Consider the following 18,403-nt stretch of genomic DNA (forward strand, 5'->3'; position numbering starts at 1 on the left):
TTACTCTTCTGGGACTCCCCATGGCTTACGAAAACCTGATGGTTTTTACCGGCAATGCCAATCCGGCGCTAGCAGAAGGGGTCGCAAAAAGCCTCGGCATTCCTCTTGGTAAGGCCGTGGTCTCGAAGTTCTCCGACGGCGAAGTCATGGTCGAAATTAACGAGAACGTTCGTGGCAAGGACGTCTTCGTTCTGCAATCGACCTGCGCTCCCACCAACGACAGCCTCATGGAAATCATGCTGATGGTCGACGCTCTCAAGCGCGCATCGGCAGGCCGCATCACCGCGGCGATTCCGTATTTCGGCTATGCCCGCCAGGACCGCCGCCCACGCTCGGCGCGTGTCGCGATCTCGGCCAAGGTCGTCGCCAACATGCTGGAAGAAGCCGGCGTGGAACGTGTGCTGATCATGGATCTGCACGCTGACCAGATCCAGGGCTTCTTCGACATTCCGGTCGACAATATCTACGCATCGCCGATCCTGCTGGGCGACCTGCAGAAGCGCAACTACGACGACCTGCTGGTCGTGTCGCCGGACGTCGGCGGCGTGGTCCGCGCCCGTGCGCTGGCCAAGCGCCTCGGTTGCGACCTGGCGATCATCGACAAGCGCCGCCCGAAGGCGAACGTGTCGGAAGTCATGAACATCATCGGTGAAGTCGAAGGCCGCAACTGCGTGATCATGGACGACATGGTCGACACCGCAGGCACCCTGACGAAAGCCGCCGAAGTCCTGAAAGAACGTGGCGCCAAGAAAGTCGTGGCCTATTGCACCCACCCGGTCCTGTCCGGCCCGGCAATCGACCGCATTTCGAACTCGCCGCTGGACGAACTGGTCGTGACCGACACGATCCCGCTGAGCGAAGCCGGCCGCGCCTGCGGCAAGATCCGCCAGCTGACCTGCGCACCGCTGCTGGCCGAGACCTTCAAGCGTATCGTCAAGGGCGACTCGGTCATTTCGCTGTTCGTCGACTAAGAATTTTTCTGGGCGCGCAAGCGTCCACTTCACGGATGCCCCTGGTCGCGGGGGCATTCAAACCGGGCCTCCGGGCCGGCATTGTCCGGCGTTCGGGCCCTTTATTTTTGGAGTTTCACATGAAAGTTGTCGCATTCAAACGCGAACTGCAAGGTACCGGAGCGAGCCGCCGCCTGCGTAACGCTGGCCAGACCCCTGGCATCATCTACGGTGGCGAAGCTGCCCCGCAACTGATCGCTGTCGATGGCAACGCCCTCTGGCACGCCCTGAAGAAAGAAGCATTCCACGGTTCCGTGCTGGACCTGGAAATCGACGGCGCCGCCCAGCAAGTCCTGCTGCGCGACTTCCAGATGCACGCATACAAGCAACTGGTCCTGCACGTGGACTTCCAGCGCGTCGATGCATCGCAGAAGATCCACACCAAGGTCGCCCTGCACTTCGTCAACGCCGACGTCTCGCCGGCCGTCAAGCTGAGCGGCGCCATCGTGTCGCACGTGCTGAACGAGCTGGACGTGACCTGCCTGCCGGGCCAACTGCCGGAATTCATCACCGTCGACCTGAGCAAGCTGGAAGCCGGTCAATCGGTGCACGTGTCCGACCTGACCCTGCCGGAAGGCGTGACCGTGGTTGCCCACGGCAAGGACCAGACCGTCGCCACCTCGTCGATCCCGCGCGGTGCTGCTGCTGCTGAAACCGCTGCCGAGTAATCAGGCTGCGTAACCGCTCGTCCTCGAGCGGTTCGATGAAAAACCCGCTGCGACTCGCGTCCGGCGGGTTTTTTGTTTTCTACGCAAGTGTCTGCCGTTTTCCGGCGATAATCGAGCTTTACGCGAACTTGACTGTTTTATGCACATCCGCCTGATCGTCGGCCTCGGCAACCCCGGCCCCGAATACGAACAAACCCGCCACAACGCCGGCTTCTGGCTGGTCGACAACCTGGCCAACACGCTGCCCGGCTGCCACCTGCAGCGCGAATCGCGCTTCAACGCCATGGTCGCCAAGACCTCGATCTCGGGCAAGGACGTCTGGCTGCTGGAACCGCTGACCTTCATGAACCGCTCCGGCCAGTCGGTCGGCGCACTGGCGCGCTTCTTCAAGATCGCGCCGGAAGAGGTGCTGGTCGTGCACGACGAGCTCGACCTGCCGCCCGGCGCGGCCAAGCTCAAGCGCGGCGGCTCCTCGGGCGGCCACAACGGCCTGAAGGACATCACCGCGGCGCTCGGCACCCAGGACTACTGGCGCCTGCGCCTCGGCATCGGCCATCCGCGCACCCTCAACCTGCAGCAGGCCGTGGCCGATTTCGTGCTGCACCGCCCGCGCCGCGAAGAGCAGGGCCTGATCGAGGAAGCGATAGCCAAGGCCTTGCGCATCATTCCGATGGTATGCGATGGGAAAATGGCGCAGGCGACGACGCAGCTGCACACCGATTAATCAGATCAGCCCGCGGGTCAGCGCCTTCAGCGTCGCGGCGGGACGCGAGTGCGCCCCGAGCTTTTCGAAGATGGTATCGACTTGCGTCCGCACGCTCGCCGGACTGATCTTCATCGCCCGCGCGGCCTCGCGGCTGGTTTCGCCAAGGCTGATGTGGCGCAGCACCTCCACCTCGCGCGAGGACAGCAGCGCATCCTGTACCGGCTTCGCCCTCCCAGGCCTGGGCGCCATCGCCCGCGCCGCATCGAGCACCGCGCTCACCGCCTGGCGGTCGAAGCGGCCCGCGCCGGCCTGCGCCACCAGTAGCGTGCCGGCGGCGGCGTCGCCATGGGCCGGGCGCCAGGGCCGCGGCGAAGTCATCGCCACATAGGCGGCCGCCACCGCCAGCACCCGTTCCTGCGGTCCGACTGCTTCGCCTCGCGCCTTGCGGAAGTAGCCGCTGCCGTCCAGCCGCTCGTAGACGAAGGAGGCCAGGGTCGCATCCTGCGCGATGGCGGGCACCTGGGCGCCGGCGCGCGCGGTCCAGAACGGCACTTTTCTCACCTGGTCCCAGTCGAGCACGCCCAGCTTGCCGGGCCGCTGCCACACCCCGTTCGGCACCGCCACCCGTCCGATCCCGTGCAGCAGGGCGGCCCGCACCAGCGGCTTTTCCTCGAGCGCGATCAGGCCCGCGCCCACCGCGCTGCGTTTCGCCAGCTCCGCCACGCGGCGCGAATAGCCGGCCAGCCAGGGCAGCTTCAGTTCGATCACGTCGGCGACGATGGTGAGCGGCACGCGGCGGTCGTGGCCCGTGTAGTCGGCGGCGCAGGACGGCTCGCCCAGCGCGTCGATCCAGTCCTGGGCGTGCGGCGCCAGGCGTTCGACCAGCGTCGCCGGATATTTCACGCCGGCGCGCTCGCCAATCAAGCGCATCGCGCCCTCGGTGCCGTGGGCCGGCGCCAGCACTTCCAGGTCGCCGGCCAGGCGCACGTAATACACGGCGCGCGGGATGTTCGGGTCGAACAGCGCCTCCTGCATGTCGCCGCGATGATGGCTGCCGAACAGCTGGCGCAGGGCTTCCTCGACGTCGCTGGACAGGCCGAGCAGCCTGGCGATGTCGCCGGCGACCTCGCACTGCATCTGGGCCAGCGGCAGCACGTTCGGCAGGGTCAGCTTGGGATTGCCGGACAGGGTACGGGTCACCATGGCGTGCCGGCCGAGGACGTCGTCGCCGAGCAGGTGGGCAAAGCCGGCCGCCGTCGCCGTGCTGCCCGACCAGCGCAGCAGGCCGACCAGGCGGGTGCTGGTGCAGGCGTCGGCGGCGTCGCCGTTTTCTTCCGCCAGGCGGGCAGCCAGGCGCGCCGTGCGGACCGAGTGATCCGGCGGCAGGCCCATGCTCAGGTCGCCGACCATGGCCAGCACCTGCACGGCATCTTCCACGCTGATGGTTTCGTCGAGTTGCATGGCCATAATGTAACGGCCAACAGACGATGCAACAAGCGCACGATTGCCTGAAATGCAAAAGCCCGCCGAAGCGGGCTTTGTCGGGATCGCCGCCCAGTGGACGGCGCATCGCGCAGGTGAATCAGATCGCGCGGATATTGCTCGCCTTTTCGCCCTTCGGGCTGGCCGAGCGTTCGAAAGACACGCGCTGGTTTTCGGACAGGCTCTTGAAGCCTTCCGACTGGATGTCCTGGAAGTGCGCGAACAGGTCGCCGCCGCCTGCGTCAGGGGCGATGAAGCCGAAGCCCTTGGAGTCGTTGAACCATTTGACGGTGCCGGTTTGAGTAGTCATGTTGATATTCCTGTAGTGTTTGATGTGGGCGAACATGCCCGATGCGCACTTGCGACCAAGAGAGATACGACCGAAAGGAATCAAACAGGAATGCCTGGAAGGCGAACGGGAGAGATACCGACAACGACGAACGACGACTTGATGTAGTGCCCGATTCAATATACAGGGCTTACCCGCATTCACCTAAGCATTTCGGATTTAATTTCAGATGACAGTCAGAATCAGACGCTACCGCCCGCAGGACCGCAAGGCCGTGCTGGCAGCTTTCCGCAGCAATGTGCCGGACCATTTCCCGGCCTCCGAAGAAGCCTGGCTGCGCTCGGCCCTCGACGAACCCGACGGGCCTTTCTTCGTCGCGGTCGAGGGCGACGAGGTGGTGGCCTTCGGCGGCTATGAGCTCTCCGATTTCTACAACCTGGGCACGCTGGTGTTCGGCCTGGTGCGCGCCGACCGACACGGCACCGGCATCGGCCGCGCGCTCCTGCATTACCGCCTGCTGCACATGGCGGGCCGCAAGCAGCGGCCGCGTTATGTCACCGTCGATACGCACCCGCACACGGCCGGCTTTTTCGAACGCTGCGGCTTCGAGGAGATCGCGCGCTGGCCGGGCGGCTACCGTTCCGGACGCGACCGGGTCGACTTGCGTTTCGAGTTGAGCGATGAAACAGTGGAGAAGCTGCGCAATGATCGCTAGCCCCCGCTGACGACGATCTGGCTGCGCAGATCCCGGCCGATCCGCTCGAGCGCCGGCTGCATCGCGCGGTAATCGGCCGGCGTGCAGGTCGCACTGCCGTGGCGGAAAGTCAGGCGGCGCTTCACCACCACCTCCTTGCCGCGCCGCGCATAGCTGGCGCGGTAATAGAGACCGCCATCCATCAGCTTGACCGCTTTCGGCAGCGCGAGGATGCGCACCCCTTTCGGGAAGCGAAAAGCCGTCTCGTCCTCATGGTCGAGGGCAGGGCAGACGAAGTCCTGGCGCCGCTCGCTTTCCTGGTTCAAGCTGGACACGGCCTCCGCCAATCCGCCCCAGAAATCGTAGCTCGTCGCCACGGCGCTCGGTCCGGGCAGGTCGAGGAAGCCGTCGCTGGTGCCCGAAAAGGACAGCCTGACCTCGTCGCCATCGCCGATGCCGGTGCTGAAGCCCTCGTCAGGCGCGGCATCGAACACGCCGCGGCTTTTCCTGCCCAAGCCCTGCAGCATGCGCTGGGCAAAGGCTTCGCGCTCGGCCTGGCGCGCATCGCGCAGCGCGGTGCGATAGGGCTCGGCGATCGCGCCCACCGCTGTCTTGCTGAGTTTGAAGCTGCTGCGGCCGTCGCGGCGGATGTCGAACCAGCTCGTGCTGCGGTTGCGCTCCGGCTGCAGGATCGGCGTCATCGCGAAGCTGCCGGTCTTCAGCAGCAGCACCGGCTTGCCGAGGATGCCGGCCGGGAGGTAGCCGGCGCCCACCGCTTCGGCGGTCGGATCGAGGTAGAGCCCGAGGCTGGGCACCCAGGTGATCATGTGGTTGAACACGCCCAGGGTCGGTGTATCGGGCAGGCGGTAGGCGCTGCCGCTGTTGACCAGCGCACCGGTGCTGTCGATGCCGGCGGCAGCCAGCAGGGCTTCCAGCAGGGCGGCGTGGTCCTTGCAGTCGCCGTAGCGGTTCTCGAGCACGCTTGCTGCCGGATGCGCCACCACGCCGCCGGCGCCCACGTACACGCCCACGTAGCGGATGTTGTGCCTGACCCAGTCCGACAGCGCCAGCGCGCGGGCGCGCGCGTCCGGCAATCCGGCCGTCAGGCGGCGCGCCAGCGCCACGATGGCCGGCGAGGGCTGGGCGCGGCCGGCGCTGCCCGCGCGGAAGGCGCGGGCGAAGGCGGCGTAGTCGGCAAAGGTCGATACCGCCAGCCGCTTGCCGTAGTCCAGGTAGCTGACCGAGCCGGCTTCCAGGCGCTCGTTGTCGCCGTTCACGTAGCGCCACTGGTAGCGCCGGCGTCCCGGCGGATTGCCGTCGGAAGCGGGCACCGGCACGAAGCCGACCGCGTCCGCATGCAGCGGCATCGAGGCCGGCATGTCGTAGACCAGCAGCGTGTTCCTGCTCGTGTAGAAGGGCGCCGACGAGAGGTCCTCGAAATGGCCGGGGAACAGCGCGGTCTTGCGCCGCAGCGTGTAGCGCAGCACCAGCTGGTCGCCCACCGCGGCTTCGGGAAAGACCACCACTTTCAGGCGCGTGTCCTGGAACATCGGCGCATCGCCGGGCGCGGCGGCGGCTTCCTGCTGGTCCTGCACCTGGCCCGGCTGCACCGGCACGCGCCGGCCGTCCGGCTTTTGCGTGTACGCATCGAGCGCCAGCACCTCGTCCAGCGTGCGGTTGTAGCTGATCGCATACTGGCCGTGGCTGCGCAGGGCGCGCTGCTGGACGATGGTCCGGGCAAGGTCGACGTCCAGCCGGTAGCTGCCGTCGGTCTCGACCACGTAGTGCTGGATGAAGCGGTCGATCGTCAGCGCCGGGTCGGTGCCGGTGTCGCGCGCGGCTGCCGGTCCGCACAGGACCAGCAGGCAAAACCATAGCACGGCGCAATATCGACGAGGCATGAAGGCTCCGGAAGCATGGGGCGAAAACGCGATCGGACCATGTTACGGGGGCGTATGCCTGAACCCTTGAGCCAGCACAAGCGCGCCAGGGTGCTTCTTATTCGTACCTCAGTGCGTCGATTGGATCCAGACGCGCCGCCTGGCTGGCCGGCACCACCCCGAAGATCACGCCCACGCTGCCCGAGAACAGCACCGACAGCGCCACCGCCCACCACGGCACCACGGCCGGCGGGAAATCGGGAATCATGGCGGCGATCGCCACCCCGAGACCATAGCCGATCGCCAGCCCCAGCAGGCCGCCCAGCAGGGACAGCGTCACCGCCTCGATCAGGAATTGCAGCAGGATGTCGCGGCTGCGCGCACCGATCGCCTTGCAGATGCCGATCTCGCGGGTCCGCTCCTTGACCGACACCAGCATGATGTTCATGATGCCGATCCCGCCCACCAGCAGGGCGATGCCGACCACGCCGCCCATCACCAGGGTCACCGTCGCACTGAGCTTGTCGAAGCTCTTCGCGATCTGGTCCGCCGATTCGATCTCGAAGTCGTCGCGCTCGTCGGGCTTCAGGCGGTGCGCCTGGCGCATCACGGCGCGGATGCGGCTGCGCACCTCGTCCAGCCGCGACAGGTCGCGCACCGCCACCGTGATCGCCAGGTAGGGGCGGGTGTTATTGCCGATCATGCTCTGTCCCGTCTTGAACGGGATGATCATGTAGTTGTCCTGGGACATGCCGAAGACCTCGCCGCGCTTTTCCATCACGCCGATGACCTTGAACCACTCGTTCCCGTACAGGATGAACTGGCCGACCGGATTCGGGGGCAGGTGCAGTTCCTGGATCAGCTTTTCGCCGATCACGGCCACGCGCCGCGCACTGGCGTTGTCGGAGTCGCTGAGGAAGCGTCCCAGGCGGGCAAAGCGCTGGTTCACCTCCTGGTAGCTGGCCGAGGTGGCGAACACCTGGGCGGTGGCCGTCATGCCGGTGAAGCGCACCTCGGAAGTGCCGGGAACGAAGAAGGGACTCAGGTCGCGGATGCCGTCGACGCGCAGGCGCAGCTGGTCGACGTCCTCGACCCGCAGGTAGTTGATCTTGCCGCGCATGCGGTCCTTGAACTCGTTGCGCGCCTGGATCGTCAGGCCATTGCCGCCCAATCCCTCGAACTGGTCGCTGACGCTTTTCGACAGGCCCTGGATCAGCGAGATCACGGTGATGACGGAGGCGACGCCGATGACGATGCCGAGCGAGGTCAGGAAACTGCGCAGCCGGTGCGCGCGGATCGATGCCAGCGCCGAGCGCACGGCTTCCAGGAACAGGTTCATGCGGCACGCTCCGCCACGCGGGTGTCCGACATGACGCGGCCGTCGCGCAGGCGCACCACGCGCTGGCATTGTTCCGCGATTTCCGGTTCGTGGGTGACGATGACGACCGTCTGGCCGTCCGCGTGCAGTTCGCGGATCAGGTTCATGATGTCGAGGCTGGTGGCCGAATCGAGGTTGCCGGTGGGTTCGTCGGCCAGCAGGATCGAGGGCTTGCCGACCAGCGCGCGCGCGATCGCGACCCGCTGGCGCTGGCCGCCGGACAGTTCATTGGGACGGTGATGCATGCGCGCGCCCAGGCCGACCCGCTCCAGCGCCTGCGCCGCCAGCGCCAGGCGCTCGCGCAGCGGGACGCCGCGGTAGATCAGCGGCTGGGCCACGTTGTCGACCGCGCTGGCGCGCGGCAGCAGGTGGAAGCTCTGGAAGATGAAGCCGATTTCCTGGTTGCGCACGCGCGCCAGGTCGTCGCCGGACATGGTGGCCACTGCGCGGCCGTTGAGCCAGTACTCGCCGCTGCTCGGCTTGTCCAGGCAGCCGACGATGTTCATCATGGTCGACTTGCCGGAACCGGAGGCGCCGATGAAGGCCACCATCTCGTTGCGTTCGATGTCCAGGTCGACGCCCTGCAGCGCGCGGACCGTCTGGTCGCCCATCCGGTATTCCTTGGTGATGCCCTGCAGGCGGATCATCGCTGCGCGACCTTCGCGTCGGCAGGCTTGGCATCCGCCTTCTTGGCGCTGACCTGGTCGCCGTCGCGCAGTTCGCGCAGCAGCCGCGCCGGGCCCACCGCGATGGTCTGGCCGGCCGCCAGGCCTTTCGTGACTTCCTGGTTGGCGTCGTCGGACAGGCCCAGCTCCACGCTGGTCTTCTTCGCCTTGCCGTCCTGGATCACGAACACATAGCTGGCGTTCCTGACCTGGTCCTTGTCCTTCTCCTTGGCGGCGATTTCCTCGCTCATCACCGCCTGGATCGGCACCGCGGGACGGGCCGCGCTGCCGCCGACCACGATCTCGACCCGGCAGGTCATGCCCGAACGCAGCGCCAGTTTCGGATCCTCGAGGTGCAGCTTGACCACGTAGTTGCGGCCCTGGCTCTGGGCGCCGGGCAGGGCGCTCTTCGGCGCCATCGCCACGCTCTCGACCTTGCCGGTGAGGGGCTGGTCGGGGTAGGCGGCCGGGAACACCTTGGCCTGCTGGCCGACCGCCACGCGGGCGATGTCGGCTTCATCGACGTTCACTTCGGCCATGATCGAGCCGACGTCGGCGATCGTCATCAGCGAGGAGCCGGCGATGCCGGTGGCGCTGGCGACGGCGGTCTCGCCGATCTTGATCGGCACCGCGGTCACGGTGCCGTCGATCGGCGCCCGCACCTCGGTCTTGGCCAGGTGCTCGCGCGACTGCGACAGCAGCGCGCTGGCCTGCTCCAGCGAAGCGCGGCTGGCGCGCAGCTCGACCCTGGCCAGGTCCAGCTGGTGCACCGCATCGTCATACTGGGACACGCCGACATACTTCGACTTGTACAACTGGCCGGTGCGCTCCAGGCTGCGTTCCTGGTTGGCCACGTTGATCTGGGCGCGCTCGATGGCGATCGCGGCGTTGCGGCGGCTGGCTTCCTGCTGCGCCACCTCGGCCAGGTAGACGGTCGGGTCGAGCTTCAGCAGCACCTGGCCGCGCGCCACCCGGTCGCCTTCCTTGACCTGCACCGCCGCCACCTTGCCGATCACTTCGGCCGACAGCTGCACCTCCTGGCGGAACACCAGGTTGCCGGTGGCCAGGATCGACGGGTGGATCGCCAGCTTCTGCACGGTCGCCAGCTCGGCTTCGCGGCCCGGCTTGCTGCTGCCGAACTTGACCGCCACCGGGATGGCAATGACGGCGGCCGCGACGGCCGCACCGATCAGTTTCTTGCGCATGGTCTTAGCCGAAGAAAGCGATCTTCGCCGACCACAGGCCGTAGACGATCAGGTAAGGCAGCACGGCAACCGTGAGGCAGGTCGCGGTCGAGCGGCCGGTCCAGACCTTCAGGCCGAGCACGGCCAGGGCGATGCTCCAGAACATGGTCAGGTCGATGCTGCCGACCAGGCTGGCCCAGGGATGCGTGATCGGCAGGTGGAACACCAGGTAGTTGAGTGAAGCCATGTTCAAGTCTTCGGGCGCCAGGCGGCCGTTCGAGGTCGCGATCTGCACCGCCGACAGCGGGATCGTGAGCAGGCGCGGCACGCTGGTCCACACCGAGAAGCCGAACCACTTGCCGTAGCCGATCTGCGTGCCCATGACTTTGCTGGCCACCAGGTAGTACAGCGCCGACAGCGCCAGCGCCACCAGCGTGCCGACCACGGCGCCGATGCTCGAGCTCACCAGCATCGAATTCGGCGTCATGAATTTTTCCATGGCCGCGCGCATCTCCGGCGTGGCCTTCGGCTGCGAGGCCACCATGTGTTCGACCAGCCAGCCGAAATCGAGGGTCGAGATCCACCAGTACATGATCCCGACCGACAGCGCGATCAGGATGACTAATGGAATCCAGGCGCCGCCCCTGTCCTTCAGGCGGGCGAAGGTCGGCTTGGGATCCAGGATGAGGTTACCGATATCGAAGAATGCTTGCGTGGCCATGGTGGCTCCTTGACGAGTAGAAATTTAGTGTAGGCCAAATCCTACGGGCCGAAACTCACCCATTGTCACAATGCGTAGATATATATGAGGTATGCATGTGTTGTCGGCGCCGACGCGCGTGCACGCTTCCTGCGATAATTTCGCGATGATCGCATTAACCTTCCACGCCGGGCCGCTGGCCCTGGACCAGATCCGCGCGCATGGCTTGCGCGCCCAGGACATCGCCGTCGTGCCCGCCGCCGCGGGCGGTCCCAAGGGATTGATCTTCCGCGCGCTGGACCAGTGGGTATTCGGCGCATGGTTCCCGTCGGCGCCGCGCGAGCGCACCCTGATCGGTTCCTCGATCGGCGCCTGGCGCATGGCCGCCGCCTGCCAGAAGGATCCGGTGAAGGCCTTCGAGCGCCTGGGCGAGCTCTACAGCGGCCAGCGCTACACCAGCACCAAGCCCTCCCAGGAACAGATTCACGACGTGGTGCAGGGACTGCTGGCGGAATTCGTGCGCGGCCACGAGGACGACATCGTCAAGCACCCGCAGCACCGCCTGCACCTGCTGACCGTGCGCGGCAAGCGTCTTCTTTCCGCACCGGGCCACCGCTACGCCGAAATGAAGGGCTTCGCCGCGGCCGCCCTGCACAACCTGGCTTCGCGCGACCGCCTGGCCCACCTGATGGACCGCGTGGTGATCGGCGACGTGCGCAGCGCCGCACCCTGGCTGCGGGAACGGTTCGACAGTTTCGCGACCCACTTCGCGCCGCTCACGCGCGAGAACCTGGCGGCCGGCCTGCTGGCCTCCGGCACGCTGCCCATGCTGATGAAGCCGGTGCGCGACATTCCAGGTGCGCCGCCCGGCCATTACTGGGACGGCGGCCTCATCGACTACAACCTGGCGCTGCCTTATGCGCGCCTGGCTTCGCAAGACCCGGCTTCGATTGTGCTGTATCCGCATTTTTCCGAACACATCGTGCCGGGCTGGCTGGACAAGGCGCTGCCCTGGCGGCGGGCGGCGCGCGGACCGAACCGCGGCTGGCTGGACAATGTGCTGATCGTGGCGCCCAGTAGCGAATTCCTGGGCAAGCTGCCGCGTGGGAAACTGATCGACCGCAGCGATTTCAAGTATTACGGTTTGAACCACGATGCGCGGATCATGGCCTGGAAGCACGCCATGGACGAGGGCGGGCGCCTGCGCGACGAGTTTGCAGCGTTTGTGAACAAGCCGGATTTGTCGCGCATTCGTCCGCTTTGAGCGAGCATTTGCAGTCTTTGGGGGCGAGCAGAGGTACAATATGCGGTTTCGTATATTCGATCCTGAAAGCATCCCATGAGTCTCAAATGCGGCATCGTCGGCCTGCCCAACGTCGGCAAGTCCACCCTGTTCAACGCCCTGACCAAGGCCGGCATCCCGGCTGAAAACTATCCGTTCTGCACCATCGAGCCGAACGTCGGCGTGGTCGAGGTGCCGGATCCGCGCATGCAGGCGCTGGCCGACATCGTCAAGCCGGAACGCATGGTCAACGCCATCGTCGAATTCGTCGACATCGCCGGCCTGGTGGCGGGCGCCTCGAAAGGCGAGGGCCTGGGCAACCAGTTCCTGTCGCACATCCGCGAGACCGACGCCATCGTCAACGTCGTGCGCTGCTTCGAAGACGACAACGTCATCCACGTGGCCGGCAAGGTCAGCCCGCTGGACGACATCGAAGTGATCCAGACCGAACTGGCGCTGGCCGACATGGGCGCCGTCGAGAAGGCGATCCACCGCGAAAACAAGAAAGCGCGTTCGGGCGACAAGGATGCCGCCAAGCTGGTCGCCATCTGCGAGCGCCTGATGCCGCACCTGAACGAAGGCAAGCCGGTGCGCACCGCCGGCCTCGACGCCGACGAGATGGCCATGATCAAGACCCTGTGCCTGATCACCGCCAAGCCGGCGATGTTTGTGGCCAACGTGTCCGACACCGGCTTCAAGGACAACCCGCTGCTCGACCAGCTGACCGCCTACGCCGCCGCGCAGAACGCCCCGATCGTGGCGATTTCGGCCGCCATCGAAGCGGAGATTGCCGATCTGGACGACGCCGACAAGGCTGCCTTCCTGTCCGACATGGGCATGGAAGAGCCGGGCCTGGACCGCCTGATCCGCGCCGCCTACAAGCTGCTGGGCCTGCAGACCTACTTCACCGCGGGTGTGAAGGAAGTGCGCGCCTGGACCATCCATGTCGGTGACACCGCCCCGCAGGCGGCCGGCGTGATCCACACCGACTTCGAGCGCGGCTTCATTCGTGCGCAGACGATTGCCTATGACGACTACATCGCGCTGAAGGGCGAGGCGGGTGCGAAGGAGGCGGGGAAGATGCGGGCTGAGGGTAAGGAATATGTGGTCAAGGATGGGGATGTGCTGAACTTCCTGTTCAACGTCTGATCCGTACCTGCTTCAAGCAAAAGCCCCGGACGCCAAAGGCGCCGGGGCTTTTTTGTCGCTGCTTGTGTAAAACGAAAACCGCTTACTTTTGCGCTTTGCGGCGCATGAAGCCCAGGCCGGCCAGGCCAAAGCCCAGCAGGGCGATCGAAGCCGGTTCCGGGACGTCCGCATTGCCGACGTCAACCAGGATCGCGCTGCGCGCCACTTCGCTGCCGGCAGCGTTGTACGCAACGAGTGCAAAGCTGTATTCGCCATTGGCGAAAGGATCGAAGGCGGCGCCCGACGGCGGCATGAATCCCAGGTTGTAGGAATCCTGCACAGTACCCATCGACGAGATCAAAGCAAACGAATTCATCGATGACTGATCGGTATGCACGCCAGGATTGCTGTCGTAGAACAGCTTGTAGGTCATGCCAGTCGCATCCAGACTGTTCAGGCTGTCATGGACGTAGAAGTCGAAATTCCAGAGCGAGCGCAGGGGCGACAGCGTGCCGCCCGGCGTCGCAAAGAAGGTGCCCTTACCGTTGTTGCCGAGGACTGGAGCGTTGTAGCGCTGGGTTGCCGTCAGGCCGAGCGTGAGGGTGCTGCCGGAATCGGTCAGGAAAGTGGTAATTGCAGTCGGATCGGTTGGAATGCCCGAACCGCTGAAGGTGGCGCCAGCCAGGTTCGAGAAGGTGGTGTAGGTCGGCGTGATCGGCGCGGCAGCAGCGGCAAACGAGGCGGCGCTCAGTACGAGGGCAGCGATCAGGCGGGATGGGGTGACATTCATGTTTTACTCCTTGAAAAACGGGCGATGTAAGTGCGATGACTAACACAACGCAATATTTGTGCCAATTAATTTCTCAGATGAAATTATTTATTAAATTCAAGGAGTTACGCGATTTGCATGAGACGAGGGCAGGCGATTCGAATTCCGGTTGTAAAGTTTTCCGACAGCTCAGGCTTGCGCTTCGACCCAGGCCAGGATGCCCTTGACGCTGCGGAAATCGCTTACCGAGCGGCAGGCGATCTCCGGATGGCGCTCGCGCAGCATGCGCGTCAAGGCATTGCCGGGGCCGAGTTCGAGCGCGACGTCGATCCGCGCTTCGGCAATCGCGTCGAGGCAGTCGGTCCAGTGGATGGTATTGGCGGTCTGCCGGGCCAGCAGCTCGGCGGCCTGGGCGCCGTCGTGGATGGTGCTGGCGTTCACGCCGGCCAGCAGCGGCAGGACGGGCGCCCGTGCATGGACCTGCAGCAGGGCGCGCAGCGGATCGACCGCCGGCGCCAGCAAACCCGTATGCGAAGCGATATGCACCGGCAGCGGTTTACAGGTAGCGCCGGCGTGCTGTGAAAGTTTTGCCAACTGGTCAAGATTCGCGCGCAAGCCGCCGGCGATGAGGGCGCCGGGCGTATCGATGGCGGCTGCGCAGCCGGCTTGCGTCGCCAGCGCCAGCGCAGCCTGCGGCGCGATGCCGGACAGCGCCGCCAGGCCCTGTTCGCCGCTGGCTTCCGAAGCCTCGCTCATGATCGCCGCCCGCTGCGCTGCGATGCCGACCGCCTGGTCCAGCGGCAGCGCGCCGGCAATCGCATAGGCGCTGATTTCGCCGACGCTGTAGCCGGTCACCAGCGCGGGGCGTGGCAGGCGTTCGGCCAGCATGGTCCAGGCCATCAGGGTGGCGGCGACCACCAGCGGCTGCGCGCAGCGGTTCTCGAACATGGCCGTGGGATGGGCCAGCAACCCGGACAGCGGCGTCTGCGACACCGGCCCATCGGCCGAGCGCAGCCAGGCCTGTACGCGGGCCATCGCCGCTGGATCGGATGCCCCCAGGTCGAACATGGCCGCGCTCTGCGAGCCTTGTCCGGGACAAAGAATGGCCAGGCGCAGCGTCACGATGCGCTGCCCAGCGAGTGAACGAAGCAGGTCGCCGCCAGTAGATCGGCCGCGCCGCCCGGTGACAGGCGATGCGAAACGAACAAACGATGCGCCGCCACCGCATCGTCTTCCCAATCCGCCGCCGCGGTGCCGCCGCGCTCCAGGAAACGCAGCGAGGTCGCGCGCACGATGCGCGCCCCTTCCGCGCCGCCGCGATGGTAGACGTTGGTGTCGGACAGCTCCGCCATCAAGGTGAACAGGGTGTCGATGCGCGCGCAGCGCAGGCCGCGGCCAAGCGCCAGCGTGCGGCGCAGGGTGGGCAGCGCGAGCTCGAAGATGGCCGGGAAGCCGGCCGCCGCCTGTTCGCGCGCGCCCGGCGCCGCGTGACGTGCACGGGCCAGCGCACCGTTCGATACGACCGGTCCGCGATGGCGGGACAGCGCCGAACCCCAGCAGTCGACCAGCGTCGCGCGCAAGTGCGCCGGCTGCCGGGATGAAGCACCCGCGCGTCCGGCCGCCGCACACAGCATCCCCAGCGAAAAAATCGCCCCGCGATGCGTGTTGATGCCGCCGGTCGCCAGCAGCATGCGCCGCTCGGCCTCGATGCCCAAGTCCCTGAGCACGGCAAATGGCGCATCCTGCGCGCCGGCCAGCGCGATGTCGAGGAAGTAGCGGCGCAGCGAGAACAGGCTGCGGACAAAAGTCGAGGCATCCATGTCGGCGTGGCTGCCGGTGTCGACCAGCGAGACCAGTCCCGGCTTGGGATACAGCGCCAGTTCCTGGTACAGGCTGCGCACCGCATGCCGTGCAATCGGAACGCCGGCGGCATCGGCGCCGGCATCGCGCTGCGCCAGGACGCAGGCTTCAGCCATGACAGCCTCCGTCCGTGCCAAACTGGGCCAGCAGCTCGTCGCGCCGCAGCAAGGCCACCGCGTCCCGGTGCTTGGCCAGCACGCGATCGGCGCCGTCGTGCGACTGCGCATCGGCACCCAGCCACTCCTTCCAGGACACCGCATGGCCGAAGGGGAATTCGATCTCGCCGTCCAGCGGCAGGCTTTGCGCATGGCGCGCCAGCAGCGCCAGGCCGGCCTCCAGCTGGGCGCCGTTCAAGGGACGGAGCAGCAGGTCGACGTCGGAACCGGCGCCAAGATAGGCCTTGCCGGTGAGGGTCTGCATCGCGAGCGAGCCGAATACGCGGCAGTCGATGCCCGCTGCGCGCAAGGCGATGCCCAGGCTGGCCAGGCCCGGCTGCCAGGCGGCAGGGGCTTCCGCCTGCTCCAGCGCCAGCGCAGGGCGCGCTTCCGCCACGTGGCCGAGCGCGATCGCGAAGCCGAGCCGCAGCTTCTGGCCGCTGTGCGCATCCGGCGGCGCCGGAATGCCCAGGCAGAGCAGGCCGGCCGGCGTGCCCGGGTCGCTGCGGCGCACCACGGCCGGCAGGCTGCGCGTGCGCCAGTCCAGAGCCAGTTCGCGCGGGCTGCCTTCGAGGCCGCGCAGCGCCGTGTCCCAGCCCTGCGGCGTCAGCCAGACCAGGTCATGCCGCCTGTACATCGGAGCCCGTGCGTACCGCTGCCGCGACGGGACGCGCCAGCTTGCGGCCGCCGCGTTCGAGTCCCAGTTCCGCACGGCGGTCTTCCGGCGCCGCGTCGCGCAGCGCCTGCGCCATGGCGGCCGCCAGCTCGCCGTGCCAGATCGCGGCCACGCCGCCCATGCGCAGGTAGTTTTCCGGACCCGGCGCGAACACCGGATTGTCCACGGCCAGCTCTTCCAGCCGCTCCAGCGGCACCTTGGTGATGCGCGCCATCGCCGGCAGGCCCATCACGCGGATGGTGGCGCCGGGCAGGGCATAGCAGGCGTCCGCCATCAGGCCGCTGGTGATGAAGCCGCCCGACAAAGCCTGGTCGTACACCAGCCCGACGATGCGGTGGCCGCGGCGCCGCGCCAGTTCGATGCACTTGCCCAGGTGGGCCATGTAGCTGTTGATGCCCAACATCTCGTCGCGCCGGCGCAGGCGCTGGCCGACGGTATCGACCAGGATCACGATCGGCCGGCCGGGATGCGCACGCACGGTGTCGAGGATGGCGGCGGCCTGCGCCAATGCGATCTCGACGCCGATCGGCGTGTGCCCGGAGGTGCCGATGATGGCGACGGTTTGCCCGGCCACCTGCGCGTCGCCGCTCAGGAAATTTTCGCGCTCGGCGATGCGGTGGCCTTGCGGGAACAGGGCGTCCGCCACGGTCTGCCAGTTCATGCGGCTGCTCCTTCACGGTGGCCGTCGGCCAGTTCGCGGAATGCGTCAATTTCCAGTAGCGGCACCGACTGCGGCTCTTCGACACCCAGCGCTTCCCAGATTTCCAGAGGATCCTCGCACCCGCCAAAACGCTCGATGCGGCTGGTGAGCATGCGCTGCTCGGCTTCAAGCGCCTCCAAACTCAGTTCGCTACCGCGACCGCGCGCAGCGTCGGCCAGCTGCAAAGCCGCCGTACGGAACGCGGCGATGTCGTCAGCCACGATGGCCTGCGCATCCCCTAGCAGATAACGGTGCTTGCCGCCGGTGACGCGCCAGACCAGGGCGCGGTCGCGGGCGTCGAATTCTTCCACGCCGCCGGCGGTCTCGATGACTTCCGGCCCGGACATCGCCAGCCGGCTTTCTTCCGAGATGACGACGCCGTTGGTGCAGCGGGCCACGATGCCCATGCCGCCGAAGCAGCCGTTCGAACCGCCCACCAGCGAAATCACCGGGATGCCGGCGGCGCGCACGTCCATCACGGCGCGCATCACTTCCGACACGGCGATCAGGCCGGCATTCGCTTCATGCAGGCGCACGCCGCCGGTTTCCAGCAGCAGCAGCACGGCGTCCGCCTGTTCGTCGACGGCGCGCCTGAGCATGCCGGCCAGCTTGGCGCCATGCACCTCGCCGACCGCGCCGCCCATGAAGCCGCCTTCCTGGGCGGCGATGAAGACCCGGCGGCCGTCCATGGCGCCGCGGCCGACCGCGACGCCGTCGTCGAAGGAGACCGGGGCGTCCAGCTGGGGCAGGTGCGGACTGGTGATGCGCATCTGCGGCGGCAGGAATTCGTCGAAGCTGCCGGGGTCCAGCATGCCGGCGATGCGCTGGCGCGCGGTGGCTTCCTGGTAGCTGCTCATGCTGCGCCTCCACCCATCGAGCCGGTAATCGATTCGGCCGCCTGGTCGAGCCGCAGGCTGACCACCGCCGGGGTCGCACCCATGTCGTTGATGGCCACATGGACGTCGGCCAGTTGCCAGCGCTGGTGGAAGTCGCGCACCACCGCTTCCCAGATAGCCCCGAAGCCGTGCGCGGCGGTGCTGATCTCGACTTCGCAGGCGCCGTTCAAGGGCCGCTGCTCGATCAGCACTTCCAGGTTGCCGGAGCCGACCACGCCGACCAGCTGCGCGCCGCTGAGACGGTGTTGACCGCCCGAGAAATTGAATCGTAGGGTTTCCAT

General features: G+C 66.8%; 20 protein-coding genes. 6 read left to right on the forward strand and 14 right to left on the reverse strand.

The genetic code is table 11. The features are described from left to right. Positions 1–20: 20 nt before the first annotated feature. From ACFPO9_RS14860 to pth, 3 genes are all read left to right on the forward strand, one after another. A complete protein-coding gene (locus ACFPO9_RS14860; protein ID WP_230024151.1) occupies positions 21–971 on the forward strand; it encodes a ribose-phosphate pyrophosphokinase in 951 nt (316 codons plus the stop codon). 119 nt (positions 972–1,090) lie between these two features. Then, positions 1,091–1,678: a 50S ribosomal protein L25/general stress protein Ctc gene (locus ACFPO9_RS14865; protein WP_379771897.1), complete on the forward strand. Its 588-nt coding sequence runs from the start codon at positions 1,091–1,093 to the stop codon at positions 1,676–1,678. A 139-nt stretch (positions 1,679–1,817) separates the two neighbouring features. After that, a complete protein-coding gene (gene pth, locus ACFPO9_RS14870; protein WP_379771898.1) occupies positions 1,818–2,402 on the forward strand; it encodes an aminoacyl-tRNA hydrolase in 585 nt (194 codons plus the stop codon). Here pth and ACFPO9_RS14875 read toward each other — a convergent pair whose 3' ends face one another. Then, a complete protein-coding gene (locus tag ACFPO9_RS14875) occupies positions 2,403–3,845 on the reverse strand; it encodes an HD domain-containing phosphohydrolase (RefSeq protein WP_379771899.1) in 1,443 nt (480 codons plus the stop codon). 121 nt (positions 3,846–3,966) lie between these two features. Continuing rightward, on the reverse strand, positions 3,967–4,176 hold the full coding sequence (locus tag ACFPO9_RS14880) for a cold-shock protein (protein ID WP_230024178.1): 210 nt from the start codon (positions 4,174–4,176) through the stop codon (positions 3,967–3,969). Positions 4,177–4,384: 208 nt separating this feature from the next. On the opposite strand from ACFPO9_RS14880, the gene ACFPO9_RS14885 reads away from it, so the two are divergent. Then, positions 4,385–4,870, forward strand: coding sequence for a GNAT family N-acetyltransferase (locus ACFPO9_RS14885; protein ID WP_379771900.1), 486 nt, complete (start codon positions 4,385–4,387; stop codon positions 4,868–4,870). Here the strand turns inward: ACFPO9_RS14885 and ACFPO9_RS14890 are convergent. From ACFPO9_RS14890 to ACFPO9_RS14910, 5 genes are all read right to left on the reverse strand, one after another. After that, positions 4,867–6,750: a DUF3857 domain-containing transglutaminase family protein gene (locus tag ACFPO9_RS14890; protein WP_379771901.1), complete on the reverse strand. Its 1,884-nt coding sequence runs from the start codon at positions 6,748–6,750 to the stop codon at positions 4,867–4,869. The two genes, ACFPO9_RS14885 and ACFPO9_RS14890, sit on opposite strands and share 4 nt — an antisense overlap. 97 nt (positions 6,751–6,847) lie before the next feature. Then, positions 6,848–8,068, reverse strand: coding sequence for an ABC transporter permease (locus tag ACFPO9_RS14895; protein WP_379771902.1), 1,221 nt, complete (start codon positions 8,066–8,068; stop codon positions 6,848–6,850). Then, positions 8,065–8,754: an ABC transporter ATP-binding protein gene (locus tag ACFPO9_RS14900; RefSeq protein WP_379771903.1), complete on the reverse strand. Its 690-nt coding sequence runs from the start codon at positions 8,752–8,754 to the stop codon at positions 8,065–8,067. The genes ACFPO9_RS14895 and ACFPO9_RS14900 overlap by 4 nt, the downstream gene beginning before the upstream one ends. Then, positions 8,751–9,977, reverse strand: coding sequence for an efflux RND transporter periplasmic adaptor subunit (locus ACFPO9_RS14905; protein WP_379771904.1), 1,227 nt, complete (start codon positions 9,975–9,977; stop codon positions 8,751–8,753). Before ACFPO9_RS14905 ends, ACFPO9_RS14900 begins: the two co-directional genes overlap by 4 nt. A 4-nt stretch (positions 9,978–9,981) precedes the next feature. Continuing rightward, complete coding sequence (locus tag ACFPO9_RS14910; protein ID WP_379771905.1) at positions 9,982–10,677, reverse strand: YIP1 family protein; 696 nt, start codon at positions 10,675–10,677, stop codon at positions 9,982–9,984. Between the two features lie 145 nt (positions 10,678–10,822). Between ACFPO9_RS14910 and ACFPO9_RS14915 the strand changes: the two genes are divergently transcribed. Next, positions 10,823–11,920, forward strand: coding sequence for a patatin-like phospholipase family protein (locus tag ACFPO9_RS14915; protein ID WP_379771906.1), 1,098 nt, complete (start codon positions 10,823–10,825; stop codon positions 11,918–11,920). Positions 11,921–11,995: 75 nt separating this feature from the next. Beyond that, a complete protein-coding gene (ychF, locus tag ACFPO9_RS14920) occupies positions 11,996–13,087 on the forward strand; it encodes a redox-regulated ATPase YchF (protein ID WP_230024236.1) in 1,092 nt (363 codons plus the stop codon). An 82-nt stretch (positions 13,088–13,169) separates the two neighbouring features. On the opposite strand, the gene ACFPO9_RS14925 is transcribed toward ychF, so the two are convergent. From ACFPO9_RS14925 to mdcC, 7 genes are all read right to left on the reverse strand, one after another. Further along, positions 13,170–13,856, reverse strand: coding sequence for a PEP-CTERM sorting domain-containing protein (locus ACFPO9_RS14925; RefSeq protein ID WP_379771907.1), 687 nt, complete (start codon positions 13,854–13,856; stop codon positions 13,170–13,172). Positions 13,857–14,024: 168 nt separating this feature from the next. Then, positions 14,025–14,957, reverse strand: a complete 933-nt coding sequence (locus tag ACFPO9_RS14930; RefSeq protein ID WP_379771908.1) for an ACP S-malonyltransferase — start codon at positions 14,955–14,957, stop codon at positions 14,025–14,027. After that, entirely contained in the window at positions 14,954–15,811 is an 858-nt protein-coding gene (gene mdcB, locus ACFPO9_RS14935; protein ID WP_379771909.1) for a triphosphoribosyl-dephospho-CoA synthase MdcB, read from the reverse strand. Before mdcB ends, ACFPO9_RS14930 begins: the two co-directional genes overlap by 4 nt. Continuing rightward, complete coding sequence (gene mdcG, locus ACFPO9_RS14940) at positions 15,804–16,487, reverse strand: malonate decarboxylase holo-[acyl-carrier-protein] synthase (RefSeq protein WP_379771910.1); 684 nt, start codon at positions 16,485–16,487, stop codon at positions 15,804–15,806. Before mdcG ends, mdcB begins: the two co-directional genes overlap by 8 nt. After that, entirely contained in the window at positions 16,471–17,187 is a 717-nt protein-coding gene (mdcE, locus tag ACFPO9_RS14945) for a biotin-independent malonate decarboxylase subunit gamma (RefSeq protein WP_379771911.1), read from the reverse strand. The genes mdcG and mdcE overlap by 17 nt, the downstream gene beginning before the upstream one ends. Next, complete coding sequence (locus ACFPO9_RS14950) at positions 17,184–18,083, reverse strand: biotin-independent malonate decarboxylase subunit beta (protein ID WP_379771912.1); 900 nt, start codon at positions 18,081–18,083, stop codon at positions 17,184–17,186. Before ACFPO9_RS14950 ends, mdcE begins: the two co-directional genes overlap by 4 nt. After that, positions 18,080–18,403, reverse strand: a complete 324-nt coding sequence (mdcC, locus tag ACFPO9_RS14955) for a malonate decarboxylase acyl carrier protein (protein WP_379771913.1) — start codon at positions 18,401–18,403, stop codon at positions 18,080–18,082. The genes ACFPO9_RS14950 and mdcC overlap by 4 nt, the downstream gene beginning before the upstream one ends.

It is taken from the genome of Massilia aerilata (assembly GCF_042656905.1).
GTDB lineage: Bacteria > Pseudomonadota > Gammaproteobacteria > Burkholderiales > Burkholderiaceae_D > Telluria > Telluria aerilata.